20 protein-coding genes are annotated in these 20,921 nt (G+C 31.7%); 15 read left to right on the top strand and 5 right to left on the bottom strand.

Annotation, left to right across the window (positions count from 1 at the left end; translation table 11 throughout):
• Positions 1–100: 100 nt before the first annotated feature.
• The 9 genes from C4S35_RS05800 to C4S35_RS05760 all read left to right on the top strand — a co-directional run bounded on the left by C4S35_RS05800 (position 101) and on the right by C4S35_RS05760 (position 10,746).
• Complete coding sequence (locus C4S35_RS05800; RefSeq protein ID WP_146059521.1) at positions 101–520, top strand: hypothetical protein; 420 nt, start codon at positions 101–103, stop codon at positions 518–520.
• 220 nt (positions 521–740) lie between these two features.
• Entirely contained in the window at positions 741–1,100 is a 360-nt protein-coding gene (locus C4S35_RS05795; protein ID WP_103999271.1) for a response regulator transcription factor, read from the top strand.
• A gap of 127 nt (positions 1,101–1,227) precedes the next feature.
• On the top strand, positions 1,228–2,235 hold the full coding sequence (locus tag C4S35_RS05790; protein WP_244175201.1) for a hypothetical protein: 1,008 nt from the start codon (positions 1,228–1,230) through the stop codon (positions 2,233–2,235).
• A gap of 61 nt (positions 2,236–2,296) precedes the next feature.
• Positions 2,297–3,661: a glycosyltransferase family 2 protein gene (locus C4S35_RS05785; protein WP_341865120.1), complete on the top strand. Its 1,365-nt coding sequence runs from the start codon at positions 2,297–2,299 to the stop codon at positions 3,659–3,661.
• Positions 3,662–3,682: 21 nt separating this feature from the next.
• On the top strand, positions 3,683–6,070 hold the full coding sequence (locus tag C4S35_RS05780) for an LTA synthase family protein (RefSeq protein ID WP_103999268.1): 2,388 nt from the start codon (positions 3,683–3,685) through the stop codon (positions 6,068–6,070).
• Positions 6,071–6,303: 233 nt separating this feature from the next.
• Complete coding sequence (locus C4S35_RS05775; RefSeq protein ID WP_103999267.1) at positions 6,304–6,642, top strand: hypothetical protein; 339 nt, start codon at positions 6,304–6,306, stop codon at positions 6,640–6,642.
• A 170-nt stretch (positions 6,643–6,812) separates the two neighbouring features.
• Positions 6,813–7,925 carry a protein-tyrosine phosphatase family protein gene (locus C4S35_RS05770; protein ID WP_146059520.1) on the top strand — a complete coding sequence of 371 codons (1,113 nt, stop codon included), beginning with the start codon at positions 6,813–6,815 and terminating at the stop codon, positions 7,923–7,925.
• 72 nt (positions 7,926–7,997) lie between these two features.
• Positions 7,998–9,263, top strand: a complete 1,266-nt coding sequence (locus C4S35_RS05765; protein ID WP_103999265.1) for a YaiO family outer membrane beta-barrel protein — start codon at positions 7,998–8,000, stop codon at positions 9,261–9,263.
• 130 nt (positions 9,264–9,393) lie between these two features.
• Complete coding sequence (locus C4S35_RS05760) at positions 9,394–10,746, top strand: DEAD/DEAH box helicase (RefSeq protein ID WP_103999264.1); 1,353 nt, start codon at positions 9,394–9,396, stop codon at positions 10,744–10,746.
• Between the two features lie 58 nt (positions 10,747–10,804).
• Here C4S35_RS05760 and C4S35_RS05755 read toward each other — a convergent pair whose 3' ends face one another.
• Positions 10,805–11,917: a lactonase family protein gene (locus C4S35_RS05755; protein WP_103999263.1), complete on the bottom strand. Its 1,113-nt coding sequence runs from the start codon at positions 11,915–11,917 to the stop codon at positions 10,805–10,807.
• A 184-nt stretch (positions 11,918–12,101) separates the two neighbouring features.
• On the opposite strand from C4S35_RS05755, the gene C4S35_RS05750 reads away from it, so the two are divergent.
• From C4S35_RS05750 to C4S35_RS05735, 4 genes are read left to right on the top strand one after another with little or no spacing between them, the layout of a single operon-like run.
• Positions 12,102–14,030 carry a vWA domain-containing protein gene (locus tag C4S35_RS05750; protein WP_103999262.1) on the top strand — a complete coding sequence of 643 codons (1,929 nt, stop codon included), beginning with the start codon at positions 12,102–12,104 and terminating at the stop codon, positions 14,028–14,030.
• A gap of 30 nt (positions 14,031–14,060) precedes the next feature.
• Positions 14,061–15,314, top strand: coding sequence for a dihydroorotase (locus C4S35_RS05745; RefSeq protein WP_103999261.1), 1,254 nt, complete (start codon positions 14,061–14,063; stop codon positions 15,312–15,314).
• Positions 15,315–15,318: 4 nt separating this feature from the next.
• Complete coding sequence (locus C4S35_RS05740; protein ID WP_103999260.1) at positions 15,319–15,645, top strand: hypothetical protein; 327 nt, start codon at positions 15,319–15,321, stop codon at positions 15,643–15,645.
• Between the two features lie 4 nt (positions 15,646–15,649).
• Positions 15,650–16,297 (top strand): alpha/beta hydrolase, encoded by a 648-nt coding sequence (locus C4S35_RS05735; protein ID WP_103999259.1) that lies wholly within the window; start codon positions 15,650–15,652, stop codon positions 16,295–16,297.
• A 66-nt stretch (positions 16,298–16,363) separates the two neighbouring features.
• On the opposite strand, the gene C4S35_RS05730 is transcribed toward C4S35_RS05735, so the two are convergent.
• Together C4S35_RS05730 and C4S35_RS05725 are read right to left on the bottom strand one after the other, a co-directional pair.
• Entirely contained in the window at positions 16,364–16,864 is a 501-nt protein-coding gene (locus C4S35_RS05730; protein WP_103999258.1) for a hypothetical protein, read from the bottom strand.
• A gap of 11 nt (positions 16,865–16,875) precedes the next feature.
• Positions 16,876–17,640 (bottom strand): MBL fold metallo-hydrolase, encoded by a 765-nt coding sequence (locus C4S35_RS05725; protein ID WP_103999395.1) that lies wholly within the window; start codon positions 17,638–17,640, stop codon positions 16,876–16,878.
• A gap of 95 nt (positions 17,641–17,735) precedes the next feature.
• Here C4S35_RS05725 and C4S35_RS05720 point away from each other — a divergent pair, with 95 nt between their 5' ends.
• Positions 17,736–19,196 carry a TonB-dependent receptor gene (locus C4S35_RS05720; protein ID WP_103999257.1) on the top strand — a complete coding sequence of 487 codons (1,461 nt, stop codon included), beginning with the start codon at positions 17,736–17,738 and terminating at the stop codon, positions 19,194–19,196.
• Between the two features lie 104 nt (positions 19,197–19,300).
• On the opposite strand, the gene bcp is transcribed toward C4S35_RS05720, so the two are convergent.
• On the bottom strand, positions 19,301–19,753 hold the full coding sequence (gene bcp, locus C4S35_RS05715) for a thioredoxin-dependent thiol peroxidase (RefSeq protein ID WP_103999256.1): 453 nt from the start codon (positions 19,751–19,753) through the stop codon (positions 19,301–19,303).
• 231 nt (positions 19,754–19,984) lie between these two features.
• Here bcp and C4S35_RS05710 point away from each other — a divergent pair, with 231 nt between their 5' ends.
• Positions 19,985–20,650 (top strand): endonuclease III domain-containing protein, encoded by a 666-nt coding sequence (locus C4S35_RS05710; RefSeq protein WP_103999255.1) that lies wholly within the window; start codon positions 19,985–19,987, stop codon positions 20,648–20,650.
• Between the two features lie 114 nt (positions 20,651–20,764).
• Here the strand turns inward: C4S35_RS05710 and C4S35_RS15730 are convergent, their stop codons facing one another.
• On the bottom strand, positions 20,765–20,908 hold the full coding sequence (locus tag C4S35_RS15730; RefSeq protein ID WP_167386513.1) for a hypothetical protein: 144 nt from the start codon (positions 20,906–20,908) through the stop codon (positions 20,765–20,767).
• Positions 20,909–20,921: the final 13 nt, after the last annotated feature.

The following is a 20,921-nucleotide window of genomic DNA, read 5'->3' as shown; positions in this document are numbered from 1 at the left end:
TTATACATATCTTTGAAAACATAATAGTTAGGCTCTGAATTCATTGATTTTATCAATCTTGAATATTTTTCTTTCTATTAAAATAAATGCCCCCAATAGAATGACAACCTACATATGTGTTTTAAATAGAGCCATTAATTGTTTCATAAATGTTATGTTTCCAAAATTAAATAGTAATAATTTTTCGGTTATTATTTATATGTCTTTTTTTGTCTTTATTGCACCTTTCGTTTGTTATTTCAATACACCCTTTCTTTTTTTGTTAATTCTGCTTTTTCAGCTCCCTTTCTTTATCAGCAATGACGGCACTGCAACACAAACTCTTAAAGTGCCAATAATTAAGTTGCAAAAAGAAGCTGATGCATCCGGAATAAGATGGATTGAAAAAACCTTTTTATATCAAATTAAATTTATCGAATATGATTTGAAAAAGAAGAATCGTCAAAGTTTTGAAGATCAAATTAATTTTCAAAAAAAAATATTTAATACGAAACTAACATTGACATTATTACGTATTTAAGAGAATAGAGTGAATAAAAAAGTTTAAATCTAAATTCAACTCAGGAAACTTAACTAAAAAAATTTTATTTTGAAATTTTAAAATTAAAAAAGAACATACATTCACCAATAACGAATATATTAAAAGTGCCAAATTTACTGACTAAAATTAATGACTGATTTTAATCAAATTTTATGTTTACAGTATTAGAAGAATAAAAGTCATTACACAAGTATGTACTATGAAAAAAATTGTACTAGCAGAAGATAATTCAATGCTTTCAATGTTACTGAAATTCAGATTGGAAAAAGAGGGATATTTACTTCTTATAGCAGAGAATGGAAAAGAAACAATTGAATTAATTGAAGAACACAACCCAGAGTTAATCTTAACTGACATAATGATGCCTTTTGTTAGTGGATTGGAAGTAATAAGTCATGTTCGAAACAAATTAAAAAATCAAACACCTATTATCGTGTTTTCAGCATCTGGACAGGAAGAAATAGTACTTAAAGCTTTCAAATTAGGAGCTACAGATTTCATGAGTAAACCTTTCAGTCCGAATGAATTAGTAAATCGAGTAAAAAAGATACTGCGCTAATTTTTTAAATCAACAGTCAAGGTTAAATAATATGTTTAAAAATAATTATTTTATTGATTTTTTTGAGAATTCACCTATTATTATGCAATTGGTTTGGGTATTTATTGTGATGATAATTTTCTTTATTATGACAACAATTGCTTACCTGAAATATTTAAGGAGTTTTTTAAGAAAAAATGAAAATTTAAAAAATAAAATAGAAAAAGAGTTTGAAACTGCGGTAATAAATTATCTATATGCCGGAAATGAAATAGATGAAGTAAGTTTTGAGCAAAAATCAATCATTGATCAATTTAAATCTAATACGTCTGAACCTTTTAAAAGAGACATTTTAATCTCGACATTATTAAAATTAAATTATGAAATCTCTGGAGAAATGGCTGAATCTATTCATAAACTATACATTCAAACTGGACTTTTGGATTATTCATTATCTAAATTAAAAAGCAGAAAGTGGAATAGTATAGCAGACGGAATTAGAGAACTTACACTTTTCCATGTAAAAGAAGTTCAGGATCAAGTTAAAATCCATATTAACCATCCCAAAACAGAAGTACGCATTGCTATGCAATTGTACTTGATTAATTTATTTCATTTTGATGGACTTGATTTTTTAAATAATATTACTACACCAATATCTGAATGGGATCAGATTCAATTATTAGAAGCACTTCAATTAAATAGCAATCAACGTGTTACAAGCATAAATTTATGGTTAAAATCAACTAATAATTCTGTGGTATTTTTTGCTTTAAAACTTGCTAAAATATACAATCAGTATGGAGTTAGAGACGAGTTAATAGCCCTTTTGGACCACCAAAATATAAAAATACGGATTGATGTAATTCATCTTCTAAGCTATTTGAATATTATTGACGCTAAAATAATTTTAAAAAATAAATTTAATGAACTTACTTTAGAAGAACAAATTGCTTTTTTTGAGATGATGGAAAATCTATATGAAATAAAAGATAAACCTTTTATATTGGAACATATTCTTAATCCAAATTTTGAAATCAAATTCTCAGCGCTTAAAATTTTAAAGAATTTGAATATTGAAGAGTTTAATTGCTTTAAGAATTTGACATTAGAGCCTGAATTTGTCCGAATGGTAAAATATATAGAAGCCAATTAATTTCTTTTAAATACAAAATATGATTTCTATTATTCATTTTTTATTTTTTTTATACAGCTTTATGATAATAGGTTCCTATATCACTTTAGGTATAATATCTGTATTTGAAACAGTTGCATACACACAAAAAAATAAATTTGTTAACTACAATAAAATATTATCTTCTAATATATCTCCTTCCATTTCAATTATTGCACCTGCTTATAATGAAAGCTTAAACATTATTGAAAACGTGAGATCATTACTTTCTTCACATTATGCAAATTATGATGTAATTATTATAAATGACGGAAGTAAAGACGACAGCCTTGAGAAACTTATCGATGCTTACAACCTAATTTGCGTCGATTTCCTTATTAATGAGCAAATTCCAACCCAACCGTTAAGAAAAGGAATTTACAAATCAACTAATCCAGCATTTGAAAAATTAATTGTAGTTGATAAAGAAAACGGAGGAAAAGCAGATGCCTTAAATATGGGCCTTAATATTAGTGCAAACAAATATGTTGCTTGTATTGATGTAGATTGTTTGTTAATAGAAGATGCGCTGTTAAAATTAGTAAAACCATTTCTCGAAACTACTGACAAAGTAGTTATAGCGGCTGGAGGGGTGATACGAATCGCAAATTCTTGTGTCATTAAGGAAGGCAAACTACTTGATGTTAACCTTCCTGAAAAAATGCTCGAAAAAGGTCAAATTCTCGAATACCTAAGAGCTTTTTTATTAGGAAGAATGGCATGGAGCAGGTTAAATGGATTATTAGTAATCTCAGGTGCTTTTGGTTTATTTGACAAAAAGATAGCCATTGAGGTAGGCGGATACGATACGAATACGGTGGGAGAAGATATGGAAATTATTGTTCGTATGAGACGCTTTATGGAGGAAAAAAAACTCAAATACAAAGTCGCTTACATTCCAGATCCGCTTTGCTGGACGGAAGCGCCTGATAATTACAAAACATTTATTTCTCAAAGAAACAGATGGACGCGAGGAACTATTGAAACACTCAGAAAACATAGAAAAATTGGATTCAATCGGAAATACAGTTCTATGGGTACTCTAAGCTATCCTTATTGGTTTTTATTTGAAAGGATGGCCCCTATAGTAGAAGTTTTAGGCGTAATATATTTTGCATATCTTATTTTTTATCAGCAAGTAAGATGGGATTATACCATCGCATTTATTCTTTTAGCGTATTTATTTACAGTATTATTTTCAATTGCAGCTATCATTTCAGAAGAGCTTACCTATCATCAATATAAGAAGAAAGGTACTGGTTTCAAAATGATAATGATTGCTTTCTTGGAACCTTTTGTTGTACATCCCTTTATATTGTATGCCGCTATAGTGGGAAATAAAGACTACTATTTCAACAAAAAGAAGAAATGGGGCGCAATGACTAGAAAAGGAATGACTAAAGCTTAAAATATTAAAAAATACTTTTAAATGAAGATTAAATTTACTTACAAAAACAGTTTAGAATATATTTATGCAACTGTTTCCTTGATCATTGTTTTTTGCTTATTAAGTTTAATTGAAATATTAAAAAATTTTGAAATACAATTATTTGCCTATAAATTAGTGAACGACTTTTTTACTGGAACACTAATTGGATTATTATTCTTCCCACTTTACTTAATCTTAAAATACATTAAGAAATCTTTAGGAATAATCGTTATCAAGATAGTATTCTCTATTATTGTTATCATTCAACTTGCTTTAATAGGATACAGTCTAACCACTCACATCAATCTTGGAGCAGATCTCTTGGGTTATTCGTTGAGCGATATGCATACAACTGTCACGGCCTCTTTATCACTATCGTTCTTATTATTTTTACCTTTTATAATTTTACCTATTGTTTATCTTGGATTAATTTGGCTTTTCCAATCCTTTGGACATAATATTAATACCAAAATTTTACTTTCTGTCATTTTTATTTTTGGAGTTATCAATTTATTACTTGCCAGCGGTATCAAACCTGTTTCCCAAAATAAAATAAATTTCTTGTTGAGTGATATTATAAGAACTCAAAACGATATAGCTTCCGCTTCTGAAGGCAATCTTAGTTTTAAGAAAGAATTTCCGTTAGAAAAAGCAGCTGAAGATACTAAAGACGTTCTGGGCCCCTTTTTTACTATTCAAAAAGAAAAACCAAATGTGGTTTTTATCATCATAGAAGGTTTGGGAAGTGATTTTACTGACGATGGTGAATATAAAGGATTTACTCCTTACTTAGATTCATTGGCCTCAAAATCATTATATTGGGAGAACTTCGTAAGTAATGCCGGAAGAACATTTGGTGCACTGCCCTCGTTAATGGGTTCATTACCTTTTGGAGAAAATGGATTTATGGAATTGAATCCGTTACCAAAACACAACTCACTAATTAGCATTTTAAAATCAAACGGTTATACGACCACATATTATTCTGGCGATGAATCTACATTTGACAGAAAAAGTAATTTTCTGGAATATAACGGTATCGACAAAATCATCGATATTAATAAATTTGGACCTGGATATGTAAAAACAAAAGAAAATTCCGGAGGTTTCTCATGGGGTTTCCCAGATGCTGAAATATACCGAAAAACATTAGAGGAGTTAAAAGTAAAAAAAGAACCGCGATTGGATATCATAATGACTCTTACCAATCACGAACCTTTTGATTTCCCATCCAAAAAGGCGTACTTAGAAAAAGTGGATCGTATTTTGAAAACAAAATCGGATTCAGACCAAAATAGAATGAGCGAATACAAAGACATTTTTTCTTGCCTTTTGTACACTGATAATTCTCTTCAAAGTTTTATGGAAGCGTATTCTAAAAGACCGGATTATGCAAACACCATTTTTGTAATTACAGGAGATCACCGATTAATCCCTATTCCTCCAAAAGACAATTTATCGCGCTTTCATGTACCGCTATACATTTTTAGTCCCCTGTTGAAGAAAACGGCAAAATTCAAATCTATTTCTTCGCACACTGATGTGACGCCAAGTTTAGTTTCTTTTTTAACGAATAATTATGCATTCAATAAAATAGAAAAAACGACATGGCTTGGCCAGGGACTGGACACCGTGAGACAATTTAGAAACATTCATAGTATTCCGTTGATGAGATACAAAGGAAGCATCAATGACTATATTTATAAAGACTATTTCTATTCTGATGAGAATATGTTTAAAATTGATGAAAATTTTAATCTGAGTGAGACGGACAACGACATGACGGAAACGGTAAGCAGTTCTTTTACTGATTTTAAAAAATTAAATGCTTATTTGACTACAAAAAATAAAATTACCAACGCTGCATCAAGCTTTAAGAAACCTACATATACGTTTACTGCTGAAGAATTTTCGACCATTAAGAAATTAACAAAAGGATTGGATCACGACCACACATTCTTTTTAGCAAGAGATTTAGCATTCAAAAAAGAGCGCGAAAAAGCACTATTATTATGCAATTATATTCTGAATGACCTTCCTAATTATGGCGACGTTAGAACTCTGAAAGGGCGAATATTAGCTTGGGATGGCGATTATAAAAATGCTGAAAAAGAATTATTGGAAGTAATCAACAGAACCCCTTTTTTTGGTGATTCCTATTTAGCACTGATTGATGTGTATTGGTGGTCAAACCAAAATAAAAAAGCAGTGGCTATCGGCGAACAAGCATTAGGCAATCAAATAAATGATGCCGAATTGGGTTATAAATTGGCTCAAGCATACCAAAAAACGAACAACCTTGTAAAATCTAATAAGATTATTGATAGTATCATTAAAAAATATCCCAAAAACAATGACTACCTAAATTTTAAAAAATCTTTAAAATAAATTTAAATTATGCGATATATTAATACGTTAAATATCAGAAATTAACTTTATGTAATTATCTGCAACTAAATAAAAAATAATAACAAGAAATGATATAAAAATTAAAAACGTCGATAACATTTACAAAAAATTTATTTGTTGTTGGCGCAATTACAGAAACCAGCAGAAATACAGAGATTGAAATTTGTAAATATATCCCTTAAGAGCAAAACAAAATTATTGTTGAATTTGGCATGGGACATGGAAATATTACTAGAGAAATTCTAAATAATATCTCTTGCCCTTCAAAAGTATTTGGTTTTGAAGTTAATAAAGATTTTTGTAAACAAGTGGAAAGTGAAATATCGGATAGCAGATTAGTAATAATTAATGATGGCGCCGAAAACATAAAAAAGCACACCAATGAAAATATTAATTCTGTGATTGGATCAATACCTTTTTCCTTTTTTTCAAAAGAAAAGGGAATGGGAATAATTCAGGATTCGTCCGATAAATTAGTGGATAACGCGTATTTTAGTCAGGTTTTATACATAAAGTTTAATTTTAAAAAATTTGAACAAATCTTTAATTAGTGTTCCATAAAGTCCATAAAAAACACTCCCACAGAATATATTTTTTATTGCAAAAAAGAATGTAATTAACATTTTTATAAGAAAAGGAAATAGGAATAAAATTAAAGAAACTATATTGGCAAACAAGTTTAAAATATATCAAAAAACACAATCTTATTTTTAAAATAAATATGGGAAATAATAACAAAATTAAGTCAACACTCTTATTCTTATATCTTTGGTTATGCATTGGATTCCCTTTGGGTTTGTGGGTAATATTAGCAGGACCGTCAAAATGGATGGCCGAATATGCGCGTTCAACAGATATGGAAGTCTCCAAAGAAAATATTTTAGGAAAACTGATTATCATCGTCTATGTAATTGTTGCTTTTTTACTGGCACTTTTCTTTAAAAGAATAATAAAAAAATCAGAAAACAAAGCTGTTAAATTGTTTATCCCGGGAATATTAACGTTGATTCTTATAACTTCAGTCTACATTTTTAGTTTTAACCCTCAATGGCTAATACGCTATTCTGGAGAAACTGCAACAAAAAATGTAAAAATCCGAGAAGATCAATATAAACAGCTGGAATTTGTTTATGGTTCCTATCCAAATGAAGAAATGATAAAATCCCTCAAGGAAAAAGGATACGACGGAATAATAACATTGCTGCATGAAATGGTAATTCCAGCAGAACCTGCTTTGCTTAAAGACGAAAATGAACTTGCTAAAAAATACGGTATCAAGTTAATTAATATGCCGATGATGCCTTGGATTTCGGAAAATGGAAAAACTCTGCAAGATGCAAAGAAGTTTATTGAAAAGGAGAAGGGACTTTATTATGTACATTGCTATCTGGGGCGCGACAGGGTAAATATTTTTAAATCAGCCGCAAAAAAATTCGGTGTTAAAACCAGTTCAAAAGGAAGAACGACAATTCGCAAAATAGAAGACCTGCCTACTTGGACCAGGGGGAATTATTTTAAATTGGAAGAAGGAGTTTATTTAACGCCATACCCGACTGATGATGAATACACCATGTTTGTTCTAAACGACTATTTCAAAACTGTGATTTCGCTGCTTGACAATAATGTACCAACCAACCAACCATGGATTACCAAAGAAGAAAAGCTTCTTTCAGATCACGCAACGAATTACGTGCATTATCCATTTACTCAAACTATTAATCAAAAGGATTTGGAGGCGTTAAAAAAATTGATTAATTCCAAGGAAAAACCAATTCTTTTACATGGATTCCTGACAAATGATGAGATGTCAAAATTTATTATCAAAAATTATTAAAAAGAGTTTGCGTCATAGTACGATACATCCTGAAAACAGCGAATACTCAAATTTTAAAAAATCCTTAAAAAAATGATTTCAAAATTAATTATTAAAATTACATATATAATTGCATTTTTTGGAGTTTTTCAAGTGTCCGGTCAAGAAATTAAATTTAGCGGAAATCCGGACACCTCTTTTGAAAATGCTCGAAATTTAGCTTTCAATCAGCATCGCAAACAAGCGCAGGATACCTTGTTGTATATTCTTACTAAATATCCAGACTATAACGAAATTCGTTCTTTTTTAGCGACCACCTATTCTTGGGATTCTGAGTATAAAAAAGCAAGAAAAGAATTTGCTTATATTTTAGAAAAAGATGCTAAAAACAAAAGCACTTGGACAGCAGCAATAAAAAACGAATTATGGGCAGATATGCCTTTTGCAGCTTTAGAAATGACTGCAATAGCATTGAAAATTTTTCCAGACGATTCTGAAATTTTGTATTTAAAAGCTACCGCACAAGAAAGTACAAACAATCCAATTGACGCTTTAAACACTGTTGAATTAATATTGGATAAAAATCCAGAAGATCAAAAAGCTAAAGATTTTAAAGTAAATTTAAATGTAAAAGCACGTCATAATACCATTGGAATTAATTCAGCTATTGATTTATATTCATCAGTATTTGATCCAATGCAATATCATACTCTTAAATATGGTCGTCAAACAAAATACGGAAGTATCATTGGTAAAGTAAATTTCAATAGAAGATTCCAGGAAAATGGTTTACAATATGAAGTAGATTTATATCCAAAAATTTCAAAAGGATTCTACGCTTATCTTAATATTGGATTATCAAATTCATTTCTATTTCCAGATGTCAGATATGGTGCTGAATTGTACAAATCCTTACCTAAAAGTTTTGAAGTTTCCTTAGGATTCCGAACTTTAAAGTATACCACAACAACTACTATATATACTGGTTCAGTTGGCTGGTACACGGGTAATAGTTATTGGTCATTTCGTCCTTATATCACCCCTGGCGGTGCAGGTACTAGTAGCTCTGGAACGCTCTCCTACCGCAAGTACCGCAGCGATGCGGACAATTATTTAGGTCTTTCGTTAGGAATTGGATTTTCACCAGAAACAAATCAGTTCAATTTTAGCGGCAACGAAGCTTCAATCTTAAATTTAAAGTCCCAAAAATTTAATGTCGGATATTATTTCACTACGTCAAACAAGCAAAATGCTTGGGGTACACAATTTGCGGTTACCCACCAAGAAATAATATTTGACCCAGGGAATTATTTTTGGATTTATTCACTTAATTTATCTTGGGAATTAAAGTTTAAGTAAAAAATACTGAGCAATTAGATAGCATTCTTAAATCACAGAACTCACATCGTAAACTACTATAAACCATAGGTTTAAAATCTTATTCTATCGTTACATTCAAAAAGACTATCTTTGCAAAAAATTTAAGCAAATGACTACTTTTGAGCAATTCAATCTTCCTAAATCTGTACAAAAAGCAATAGACGATTTAGGATTTACAACACCTACTCCTATTCAGGAAAAAACTTTTTCTGTGATAATGTCAGGAAGAGACATGATGGGTATTGCTCAAACAGGTACGGGTAAAACATTTGCATATCTATTGCCTTTATTGAAATTATATAAATTTACTCCGGGACATACTCCTAAAATAGTAATTCTGGTTCCTACGCGCGAACTTGTAGTACAGGTAGTGGAAGAGGTAGAAAAATTGACAAAATACATGTCGGTTCGTACCGTTGGTATTTTTGGAGGTGTCAACATTAATACTCAAAAAACAACCGTTTATCAAGGTTGTGACATATTAGTGGGAACCCCGGGAAGAATCATGGATTTAACGCTGGATAATGTGATTCGTTTTGAAGAAATGCAAAAATTGGTAATCGATGAGTTTGATGAGATGCTTAATTTAGGTTTCCGTACCCAATTAACATCTATTTTGGCCATGATGCCAAAAAAACGTCAAAACATTCTGTTTTCGGCAACCATGACAGATGAAGTAGATGCTATTTTGAATGACTATTTCGATTATCCGGAAGAAGTTACCTTATCTGCATCAGGAACTCCATTGGAAAATATCAAACAAATCAGCTATCAAGTTCCCAACTTTAATACTAAAATAAACCTTCTAAAACATTTATTGCAAAATAATGAAGACATGAGTCGTGTTTTGGTATTTGTGAATAATAAGAAAATTTCCGACATGGTTCATGAGCGAATCGAGGAAGATTTTGCAGGAGAATTTGGAGTAATTCACTCCAACAAATCTCAAAATTATCGTTTGAGTACGATGGCTTCATTTCAAGAAGGAAATTTACGTGGTTTGATTACCACAGATATTATGGCGAGAGGTTTGGATATTTCAAACATCACCCATGTTGTCAATTTTGAAATGCCTGAAATGCCCGAATTGTATATGCATAGAATTGGTAGAACTGGTCGTGCCGATGCTAAAGGAACTGCAGTCAGTCTTATCGCACCTCGCGAGGAAGAATTTAAAGTCGAGATTGAAGTATTGATGAACATGGAATTAGCAATCGAAACTTTCCCAGAAACAGTTGAAGTTTCATCTAAATTAATCGAACCTGAAAAAGACAGACAACCGATTAAATTTATGATGAAAAAACAGAAGCTTGACGGAGATGGTGCTTTTCAAGAGAAAAGTAAAAAGAATAAGAAAGTCAATTTAGGTGGACCTGGTGTAACCAAGAAGAAAACACACGGCTCGGTGAATAGAAACATGCTAAAAACCAGAGACAAAAAGAGAAAAGATAAAAATAAATAATAGTAGAAAAGGCTAAAAATGACAATCATTTTAGCCTTTTTTTTTGAGTCTTACAGATTTAATTTTTTGTAAAAACCAAACAAACCGGTGAACATAAATTAATTCTTTTTCCAGTATCCGTTAGCGATCCCGTAATTCTATTCCTTGCAAAAATCACCACATCATTCGAATATTGATGTGCCACCAAAAGAAATTTACCAGAAGGATCAATCGTGAAATTTCTTGGTCCTTTTCCCAAAGTACTTGTTTGCCCTTTCAATACTAATTTTCCATTTTTTAGAATTTTAAAAATTGAAATACTATTTGCTTCGCCTCTATTTGTTGCATATAAAAATTTCCCATCAGGCGAAATATGGATATCCGCTGAACTGAAATTCCCTTTGAAATCTTTCGCTAAAATGGTCGTTTCATCAATTTTTTTCAATACCCCGTTAGAGTAGCTAAAAACAGTTAAAGCTCCATCTAATTCCTGCAATAAGTAAACAAATTTTCCGTCTTTGCTAAAAGTCAAATGTCTAGGACCGCTGCCTGATTTGACAGAAATACTGTCTTTAATTTTCAATGTTTCATTGGCAGAATTCGGATTATATTGGTACAAATAAACTTTATCATTCCCTAAATCATTGGATAAAATAAACTTTTTATCAGGAGAGAAATGAACCATGTGTACATGAGGTCCCTTCTGCCTTTTCTCGTTTGTTCCTTTTCCATAATGTTGTATTACTTGTTTGGCTTCAGAAATGCTTCCATCGTTATTTTTTCCAAAAACAGAAATATTTCCACCAGAATAATTAGCAACAATTACATTTTTGTCATCATTGATAATATAACAAGGGTCAGCTCCTTTTGAACTTTGCTTATTGATGAAGTTCAATTTCCCGCTGGAAGGATTGTAACCAAAAGAACTCACCGTACTTTCGGTACCATTTTCATTTACCGAATAAACATAATTATTATCCTTTGAAACCGTCAAATAACTCGGATTTATGACCTTTTCAGTTGTGTTTTTCAACTTAAAATCAGCCGTATTTGAGTCAAAATCATAAACATAGATTCCTTTACTTTCGCAACTATTTGTATAGGTTCCAATAATCAAATTTTGTTTACTTTTTTGCGCTTGAACTATTGCTAAAGCGAAAATAGAAAGGAAAAAGGAAAAATATTTTTTCATGTTTACATAGTATATTTGAAAGCTAAAAATACACAATATTATTTATAAAGAATCTCATTTATTTGTTCCTTTGAAAAAATTCAACAACTTCATCAAAAACTGTTAACAAATTCGTATTTTTGAATAATCTGATTTAATGAACTCCATTGAAAACAGAATAAAGTGACGTAAACTCAACATCAGAATGTATTTTAAAAATCCTGAAATTTTATACTTTCTATTATTATTGATTGTACCAATTTTGGTTCATTTATTTCAATTACGCCGTTTCAAAAAAGAATATTTCACGAACGTTCGTTTCTTAAAAGAACTCTCCATACAAACCAGAAAAAGTTCCAAAATAAAAAAATTGTTGCTTCTCAGTACTCGTTTATTACTGCTCACTTGTGTCATCATTGCTTTTGCACAACCAACTTTTAAAGCAATTGAAAAAGAAAATTCTACCAATGAAATATATATTATCCTAGACAATTCCTTTAGCATGCAAGCCAAAGGAAGAAAGGGAGAATTGTTAAAACGTGCCGTTCAGGAACTACTGGAAGAAACTCCTGATAACTTACATTTTTCTTTACTTACCAATTCCGAAAATTATTGGAACACTGATATAAAATCGATTCGGAATAACTTACAAAAACTTAAATATAGTGCTATACCATTCCAATTAGACAACATAATGGCACAATTAAAAGCTCGTAAATCAGCTTTCAAAAAAGATGTTGTAATAATTACAGATGCCATTGGTTTAAACCAAAAACAACTTAAAAGTAGTAATGCAATCAATTCTTTGAAATTTATAATTCCAAAAGCGGAGCAAAAAAATAATGTTTCTATTGACAGTGTTTTCATCAAGGGAGCATCTGATGATTTTTACGAAATCAGCATTGAATTAAAGGCTTATGGCGAAGATTTTAATGCTATTCCAATTTCTGTATACAATCAAAATAAACTCATCGCTAAGACCACAGTAAACTTTGAAACGAAGAAAAAAAGTATCCTTTTTACAATACCCAAACAAACTTTTCACGGTTATGTTTCTATAGTTGACAATGGTTTAGTGTATGACAACACATATTATTTTAGCATTTCTAAAACCAAAAAAATTAACGTCATCAGTATTGGCGAAGCAGAAAAAAGTAATTTTTTATCCAGAATATATACCGATAATGAATTCGTTTATAACAATTTCACTGTTGGCTCACTGGATTACAATAAACTGCAAGATCAAGATGCCATTGTTTTAAATGAACTCGATGAAATTCCGCAAGCATTACAAACCACATTAAAATCATTTGTAGAAAAAGGAGGTAATCTGATTGTGATTCCGTCGGCTTCGTCCACAAGTGCAAATATGAATGCGTTTTTAATGAATTTTGGTACCGTAAAATTCATTTTTTTAGAAAATAAAGAAAAATTAATCACTAAAATTAATTTCAGTCATCCATTATTTAACACCGTTTTTGAGAATAAGGTCAACAATTTTCAATATCCAAAAACAAAAAATTCATTTGCACTATCCAGTTCAAGTCCTGCCATATTTTCTTATGAAGATCAAAGCGTTTTCTTGACTTCAATACAAAATCCTCTGTCAGCAGTTTATGTTTTCTCGGCACCAATTAACACCAAAAATTCAAATTTCCAACAATCGCCATTAATTGTGCCTACTTTTTATAAGATGGCACTAAACAATCAAAACAACAACATAAATGCTTTGATAATAGGGAATAACAATCCACATTTAACTGCCGCTTCATTAAACAAAGACGATATTTTAATTGTAAAAGGTGCCGAAGAACAATTCATTCCTGTTCAACAAATTCTTAACAATAAGATCAAAATGAATTTCAATGACTATCCGGAACAAGCTGGAAACTTTGGAATATATAATAAAAAAGACTGGTTGGAAAACATCAGTTTCAATTTTAATCGAACCGAAAGTGATTTGGCTCAAGCCAATGAAAACCTACTTTCCAATTACAAAATAATCGATTCTACTTCAACATTTTTTGATACACTACAAACTAACAAAACCGATAATCAAATTTGGAAATGGTTTGTTATCTTTGCGCTGTTATTTCTACTAGCTGAAATGGCTATTATAAGATTCGTGAAATAGTAACGAAGTTCAAATAATTAAAAAATACCTATGAAAATAATCATCAGAGAAGCAAAAATTATTGATTCAAAAAGTCCCTTTCATAACCAGACTTTAGATATTTTAATTGTTGATGGTTTTATAAAAAAAATTGGAGTTGATCTTCCAAATTCCGAAAATGCTGAAGAGGTAAAACTCGATAATTTACATGTCTCACAAGGTTGGTTTGACAGTAGCGTTTCCTTTGGAGAACCTGGTTATGAAGACAGAGAAACTATTGGAAACGGACTTAATACTGCTTCAAAAAGTGGTTTTACCGCAATTGCACTACAACCAAACTCCTCCCCTATTATTGACAATCAATCACAAGTTAATTTTGTATTGAACAAAGCGCATGGATTTGCCACGCAACTTTTCCCAATTGGGGCTTTGACCAAAGAAAGCGAAGGAAAAGACATGGCGGAACTGTATGATATGCAGAAATCTGGTGCTGTAGCTTTTGGAGATTATACTAAAAGTTTGGATAATGCCAATTTGCTTAAAATAGCATTGCAATATGTGCAGGATTTTGATGGGCTCGTAATTGCATTTGCTCAAGACGACAAATTAAAAGGAAGCGGTGTCGCTAATGAAGGTCTTGTTTCTACCCAATTGGGACTAAAAGGAATTCCAAATCTTGCCGAAGAATTACAAATCGCACGAAATCTGTTCTTACTAGAATATACTGGAGGAAAATTACATATTCCAACCATTTCAACTGCTAGATCGGTGCAATTAATCAAAGAAGCGAAAGCCAAAGGATTGAATATAACTTGCAGCGTCGCAGTGCATCATTTGGTTTTAACCGATTCAACATTAGAAGGATTCGATACCCGATATAAAGTTTCACCACCATTACGAACAGAAACGGATAGAAAGGCATTATTAAAAGGAATAAAAGACGGAACGATTGATATGATCACATCAGACCATAACCCGATAGACATTGAACATAAAAAAATGGAATTTGACACCGCCAAAAATGGAACAATTGGGTTAGAAAGTGCTTTTGGTGCTTTGATGACGGTTCTTCCATTAGAAACTATAATCGAAAAATTGACTGCAGGAAAAGCTGTTTTTAGTATCGAAAGTCACTCCATCGAGGAAGCCTTAAAAGCCAATCTAACCTTATTCAATCCAAAACCGAAAAGTATTTTTACCAAATCGAACATCTTATCAAAATCAAAAAACTCTGCTTTTCTTGGAATGGAAATCAAAGGAAAAGTCTACGGAATCGTCAATCAAAGAAAAATAATTTTAGCATAAAAAAATGAATAACACTATCGAAACAGGAAAAACCGCAGCCATCACAAGTTATATTTTGGGCATTGGTGTTTTCATAGCAATGTCAATGAACTCAGAAGATAAAAATACTTTTGCGTCTTTTCATATTCGTCAAGGATTAGGTATCACACTAACATTTATATCATTAGGATTGATTATCAGTAATTTTGACAGTTTACTAATTTCTGCACCGATGTGGATTTTCGTTTCCGTTTTATGGTCGTACGGAATTTTTAGTGCTATAAAAGGAGAAACAAAACCGATGCCATTATTAGGTGGTTATTTTCAAAAATGGTTTTCAAACATATCATAATAAAATGAAATTATCTTTAGAATATAAAATACGAGAACCTAAAATAAAATTAGACAAAAATCCACTTTTACTTTTATTACACGGTTATGGCAGCAATGAGGAAGATTTATTTTCATTTGCTACAGAACTTCCTGATGAATACTATATTATTTCAGCGAGAGCTCCGTATAACATGCAATATGGCGCTTATGCTTGGTACGCCATCAATTTTGATGCTGATGAAAATAAATTTTCAGACCATGAACAGGCAAAAATTTCAAGGGATTTAATCGCTCAATTTATTGATGAATTAATTCAAACCTATCCCATAGATTCTAAAAATGTTACTTTGGTTGGCTTCAGCCAAGGTTCTATTTTAAGTTATGCAATAGCCTTATCGCATCCAGATAAAGTACAAAGAGTCGTTGCATTGAGCGGTTACGTAAGCGAACCTATTTTAGAAGAAAATTACTTGCGAAATGATCTTTCAAAACTAAAAATATTTCATTCACATGGAACTGTTGATCAGGTAATTCCAATAGAATGGGCTCGAAAAACAAAACCTTTTTTGGAGAAATTAGGTATAAATTCTACCTATAAAGAATATCCTGTAGGTCATGGTGTAGCACCACAAAATTTTTATGACTTGAAAAATTGGCTGCTTGAAAATTAGCATGCAGTATTCATTTGCAGTTTTCAGCATTTTTTAACACGGAAAACTGCAACTGAATACTAGATTTTACTTTTGATACAGCAACGATTGATTCACTTCAAAAGCAATACTTTCATCAGCATTGACGAAGTATTTCAGTAAAACTTCTCCCCATATTTCTCCATCACTAAAATCAGCAATAACCCATCGGTGATTTAGAATTCTAACTTTATTGATAATAAATTTATTGGCCCCAATTTGATCTTGACCAGTGTAAGGATTCCCTTTTGGATTTGAATTGTAGTCCAGTAATTTTTCCGTTACAACGGGAATTAATTTTTCATATTGAATCGTTTTTTCAGCGCTTCCAGAATCAAAATAATTTTGAGCATTTTCATTTTTTTCCAAAGAGAAATAGTTGGCATCGGCTAGTTTATTGGTAACAGATTTCAAACTATCTTTCAACTTTGTAGTCACTTTTGTATATCTATCTTGTTCGAAAGCTACTTCCTTGCTCAGAAACATGTAGGTATAAATATTCATAAGGACAATAAGAATAATAAGGTAAAGCATTAATGATCTTTTCATTTTGAGTACTATTAAATTGTAATTTGTAAATTATCGTATGCCAAGAAAACATTATCAGGCAGTTTTTTTTGTACTTCTTCATGAAAACCAAGAATATGGCTAATATGAGTAAGATAAGTTTTTTGCGGTTGAACCAAAGCAATAAAATCTAAAGCTTCCTGCAAATTGAAATGCGTATTATGTGGCTCTTCCCGTAAAGCATTTACGACCAAAACTTTTAGACCTTTTAATTTTTGAATTTCACTTTCTTCAACTGTTTTTACATCTGTCAAATAAGCAAAATCATCAATTCTATATCCAAAAACCTGAAGGTCTCCATGCATCACATTAACAGGAATTGCTTTTTTATCACCAATAGAAAAAGGGTGGTTATTAATCACTTCAATCGTTTTCACTGAAGGTGCTCCTGGATACCTGTTTTTGATTTTAAAAATATAATCGAAACGCCTTTTTAAGTTTTCAATTACTCTTTGATGTGCATAAATAGGTATCTCGCCTTGCTTAAAATTAAACGGCCGAATATCATCTAAACCTGCAGTATGGTCTGCATGTTCATGAGTAAATAGAATTCCGTCTACTTTCTGGCAGTTTGACGAAAGCATTTGTTGTCTAAAATCAGGACCGCAATCGATTACGAAAGAATAATCGTCCCAGGAGATCCAAACGGAGACTCTTAGTCTTTTGTCCTTAAAATCAGTACTTTTACATACCGAGTGATTGCTCCCAATAACAGGTATTCCTTGTGAAGTCCCTGTGCCTAAAAAATATATCTTCAACGGTATCATAATTTTTTACAAAAATAGGATTAATTCTCCTTCATTAGAAACCATTTTAACTAACTTTGTAACATATTAGCCATATTTAAAACAAAATGGGTACTGAAATAAAATTAAAAGGTGACAAAGTCATCGAACAAATTCCTTCTACAAAAGACAAGGCACTTCGTATTAACCTGAATGAAAATATCTACGGAACTTTTGCCGAAATTGGTGCCGGACAAGAAACTGTCAGACATTTTTTTAGGGCCGGAGGTTCATCAGGTACTATCGCAAAAGCAATGTCAGCCTACGACAAAGATTTTAGTGATGCCGTTTACGGTATAGAAAAAGACGGCCGTTACGTTACGGAAAGCCGACTTAAAAAAATGCTAACCTTCGAAAGTCAATTAATTGAAGAGCGATTGAGTAGAGAAAAACACCCCAATAAACTGTTTTTCAGTTATGCTAATACCGTAGCTACTATCGATTTTGCAAAACAATTTAAAGGACACGGATGGGTTGGTATCCGATACCAAATTGAACCAGATGAAGATTATAATGAAATTATAATTCATATTCGTTTTAAGGAAACCGATGTGCGATTGCAACAGGAAACCCTTGGTATTCTTGGTGTAAATCTAATTTATGGTGCGTACTATAAATACAATGACCCGAAACGTTTGTTGCGTTATTTATACGACCATTTAGACAAAGATCAACTTGAAATAGACACCATCAATTTCTCAGGACCTCGTTTTGCGGATGTTGATAATCGATTGATGAGTTTACAACTAGTCAAAAATGGGATGACGGATGCGGTTATGTTTAATCCAGATGGGAAAAATATACTTCCTGCAGCCATATTGTACAAAAAAAATATTCTTGCCTTTAGAGGAAGTTTTCGTCCTGTTACAAAAGTAAATATGGACATGTACGAGAAATCATTAAAAATGTTTCTGGAGGAAAATAAAGTTGAAAAAGAAAATACTCTCGTAGTCTTTGAAATCACATTATCAAACTTACGTTCTGATGGTGAAATTGACGAAAGAGATTTTATGGATAGAGCCGAATTACTTTGTTCTCTTGGACAAACGGTAATGATTTCTAATTTCCAGGAATACTATAAAGTGGTGGAATATTTTGCCAATTATACCAAAGCCAGAATGGGATTAGCCATGGGTGTAAATAACTTGGTTGATATTTTTGACGAAAAATATTATCGACATTTAAGTGGTGGAATTCTGGAAGCTTTTGGAAAATTATTTTACCGTGATATGAAAGTTTTCTTATATCCAATGATAGGTGAAAACGGTGAAATTATTACTTCCGACAATTTGAAAGTACATCCTAGAATGAAAGAATTATACAAATTTTTCAAGTTCAATGGAAAAGTTGTTGATATTGTTGATTACGATCCTAATATTTTAGAAGTATTCTCCCGTGAAGTATTAAACATGATAAACCATGGAAAACCAGGTTGGGAAACTATGCTTCCTTCCGGAATTGCGGAAATCATTAAGGAACACCAACTTTTTGGCTATGATCCAAATAAAATATTAAAAATAAGCAATTAATTTTCAGATTTAGAAGATGTAATAAAAGCCAAGAAAGAGTAGATTATCTCTTTTTTGGCTTTTATTATTTGGGAATTTTTAATTTCTTAAATCTGGCACAAGATTTACTTCAGTATCTGAGCAGCATGCGCTTTAGTTTTCACATCAGATATTACGTCATCAATAATTCCGTTTTCATCGATTACAAAAGTAGTTCTATGAATACCATCGTATTCTTTTCCCATAAATTTTTTGGGTCCCCAAACTCCAAAAGCCTGAATTACCGATTTATCTTCATCAGCCAATAATGGAAAAGGAAAGTCATATTTTTCTTTGAACTTAGCCTGAGCTTTTTGTGCATCAGCGCTTACGCCCAGAAGTTCATAATTATTGGCTTTGAAACGCTCAAAATTGTCTCTTAGATCACAGGCCTCAGCGGTGCATCCCGGTGTGTTCGCTTTTGGATAAAAGAAAACCACTAATTTTTTTTCGTTATAATCGGCTAATTGATGCGGTTTTCCATCTTGATCTAGACCTGAAAAATCGGGTGCTTTGTCTCCTTTTTTTAATGTTGTCATATTTTGGGGTTTTAGTTTTTAGGTTTTGTTTGATGCCTCAGGGTGAAGTGAAAACCCCGAAATTTTTATAGTTATTTTTTCTTGCGAGTGCTCAGCGACCGGAGAAAGCTGGAGGAATTGCTTAGAAAAAAAACTATAAAAATGAGTCCAATTTTCCGAGATGGTACCGTAAAACTAGATTAGGCACATAATAGAATTTATACTATTTTTACTCTTTATAAAAATACAAAAATGAATAAACAGGAACGTGTAACATTTGTTATAAATACGTTAAAAGAATTATACCCAACGATTCCTATTCCGCTGAATCATAAAGATCCTTACACATTACTCATTGCGGTCTTACTTTCGGCACAATGCACGGATGTTCGGGTCAACCAAATTACACCTTTGCTTTTTGCCAAAGCGGATAATCCCTATGATATGATTAAACTTTCCGTGGAAGAGATTAAGGAAATCATACGACCTTGTGGCTTATCGCCAATGAAATCAAAGGGAATCCATGGTTTGTCTCATATTTTAATTGATAAACACGGCGGAAAAGTACCTCAGAGTTTTGAATTTTTAGAAGAATTACCGGCTGTGGGCCATAAAACCGCAAGTGTGTTGATGTCTCAGGCTTTTGGAGTTCCTGCTTTTCCTGTCGATACTCACATTCATCGATTGATGTATCGATGGAATTTGACGAATGGAAAAAATGTGGTTCGAACAGAAAAAGATGCAAAACGTATTTTTCCGAAGGAAATATGGAATGACTTACATTTACAAATCATATGGTATGGAAGGGAATATTCACCAGCTCGTGGTTGGGATTTAGAAAAGGATATTATAACTAAAACAATAGGGAGGAAGACCGTTTTGGAAGATTATGCCAAAAAATACACCTCATCGAAATAGGAGATTCCACTAATTTCAAAATAAAACTAGTGGAATCTGGTTATTCAAATCCTAAAAAAGGGAATTTTGAATTTTTTCTATGCAATAGCAGCCACAGTAATTGTGGGTTTGTTTTTAATTAGCTATTATTTCGAAACTTTTATCTTCAATTTTTATAATGCTTAACGCTTTTGAATAACTCAATAAAAAAGAAACGATTTCTTTACTAGGTTTCATTGTTTTTGTAACTAAAGATTTTTTAGAGTAAATTTTTGCCATATTGTAATAAGTT

It is taken from the genome of Flavobacterium urumqiense, from assembly GCF_900108015.1.
Lineage (GTDB): Bacteria > Bacteroidota > Bacteroidia > Flavobacteriales > Flavobacteriaceae > Flavobacterium > Flavobacterium urumqiense.
This window is presented reverse-complemented; position numbering and strand designations above follow the sequence as displayed.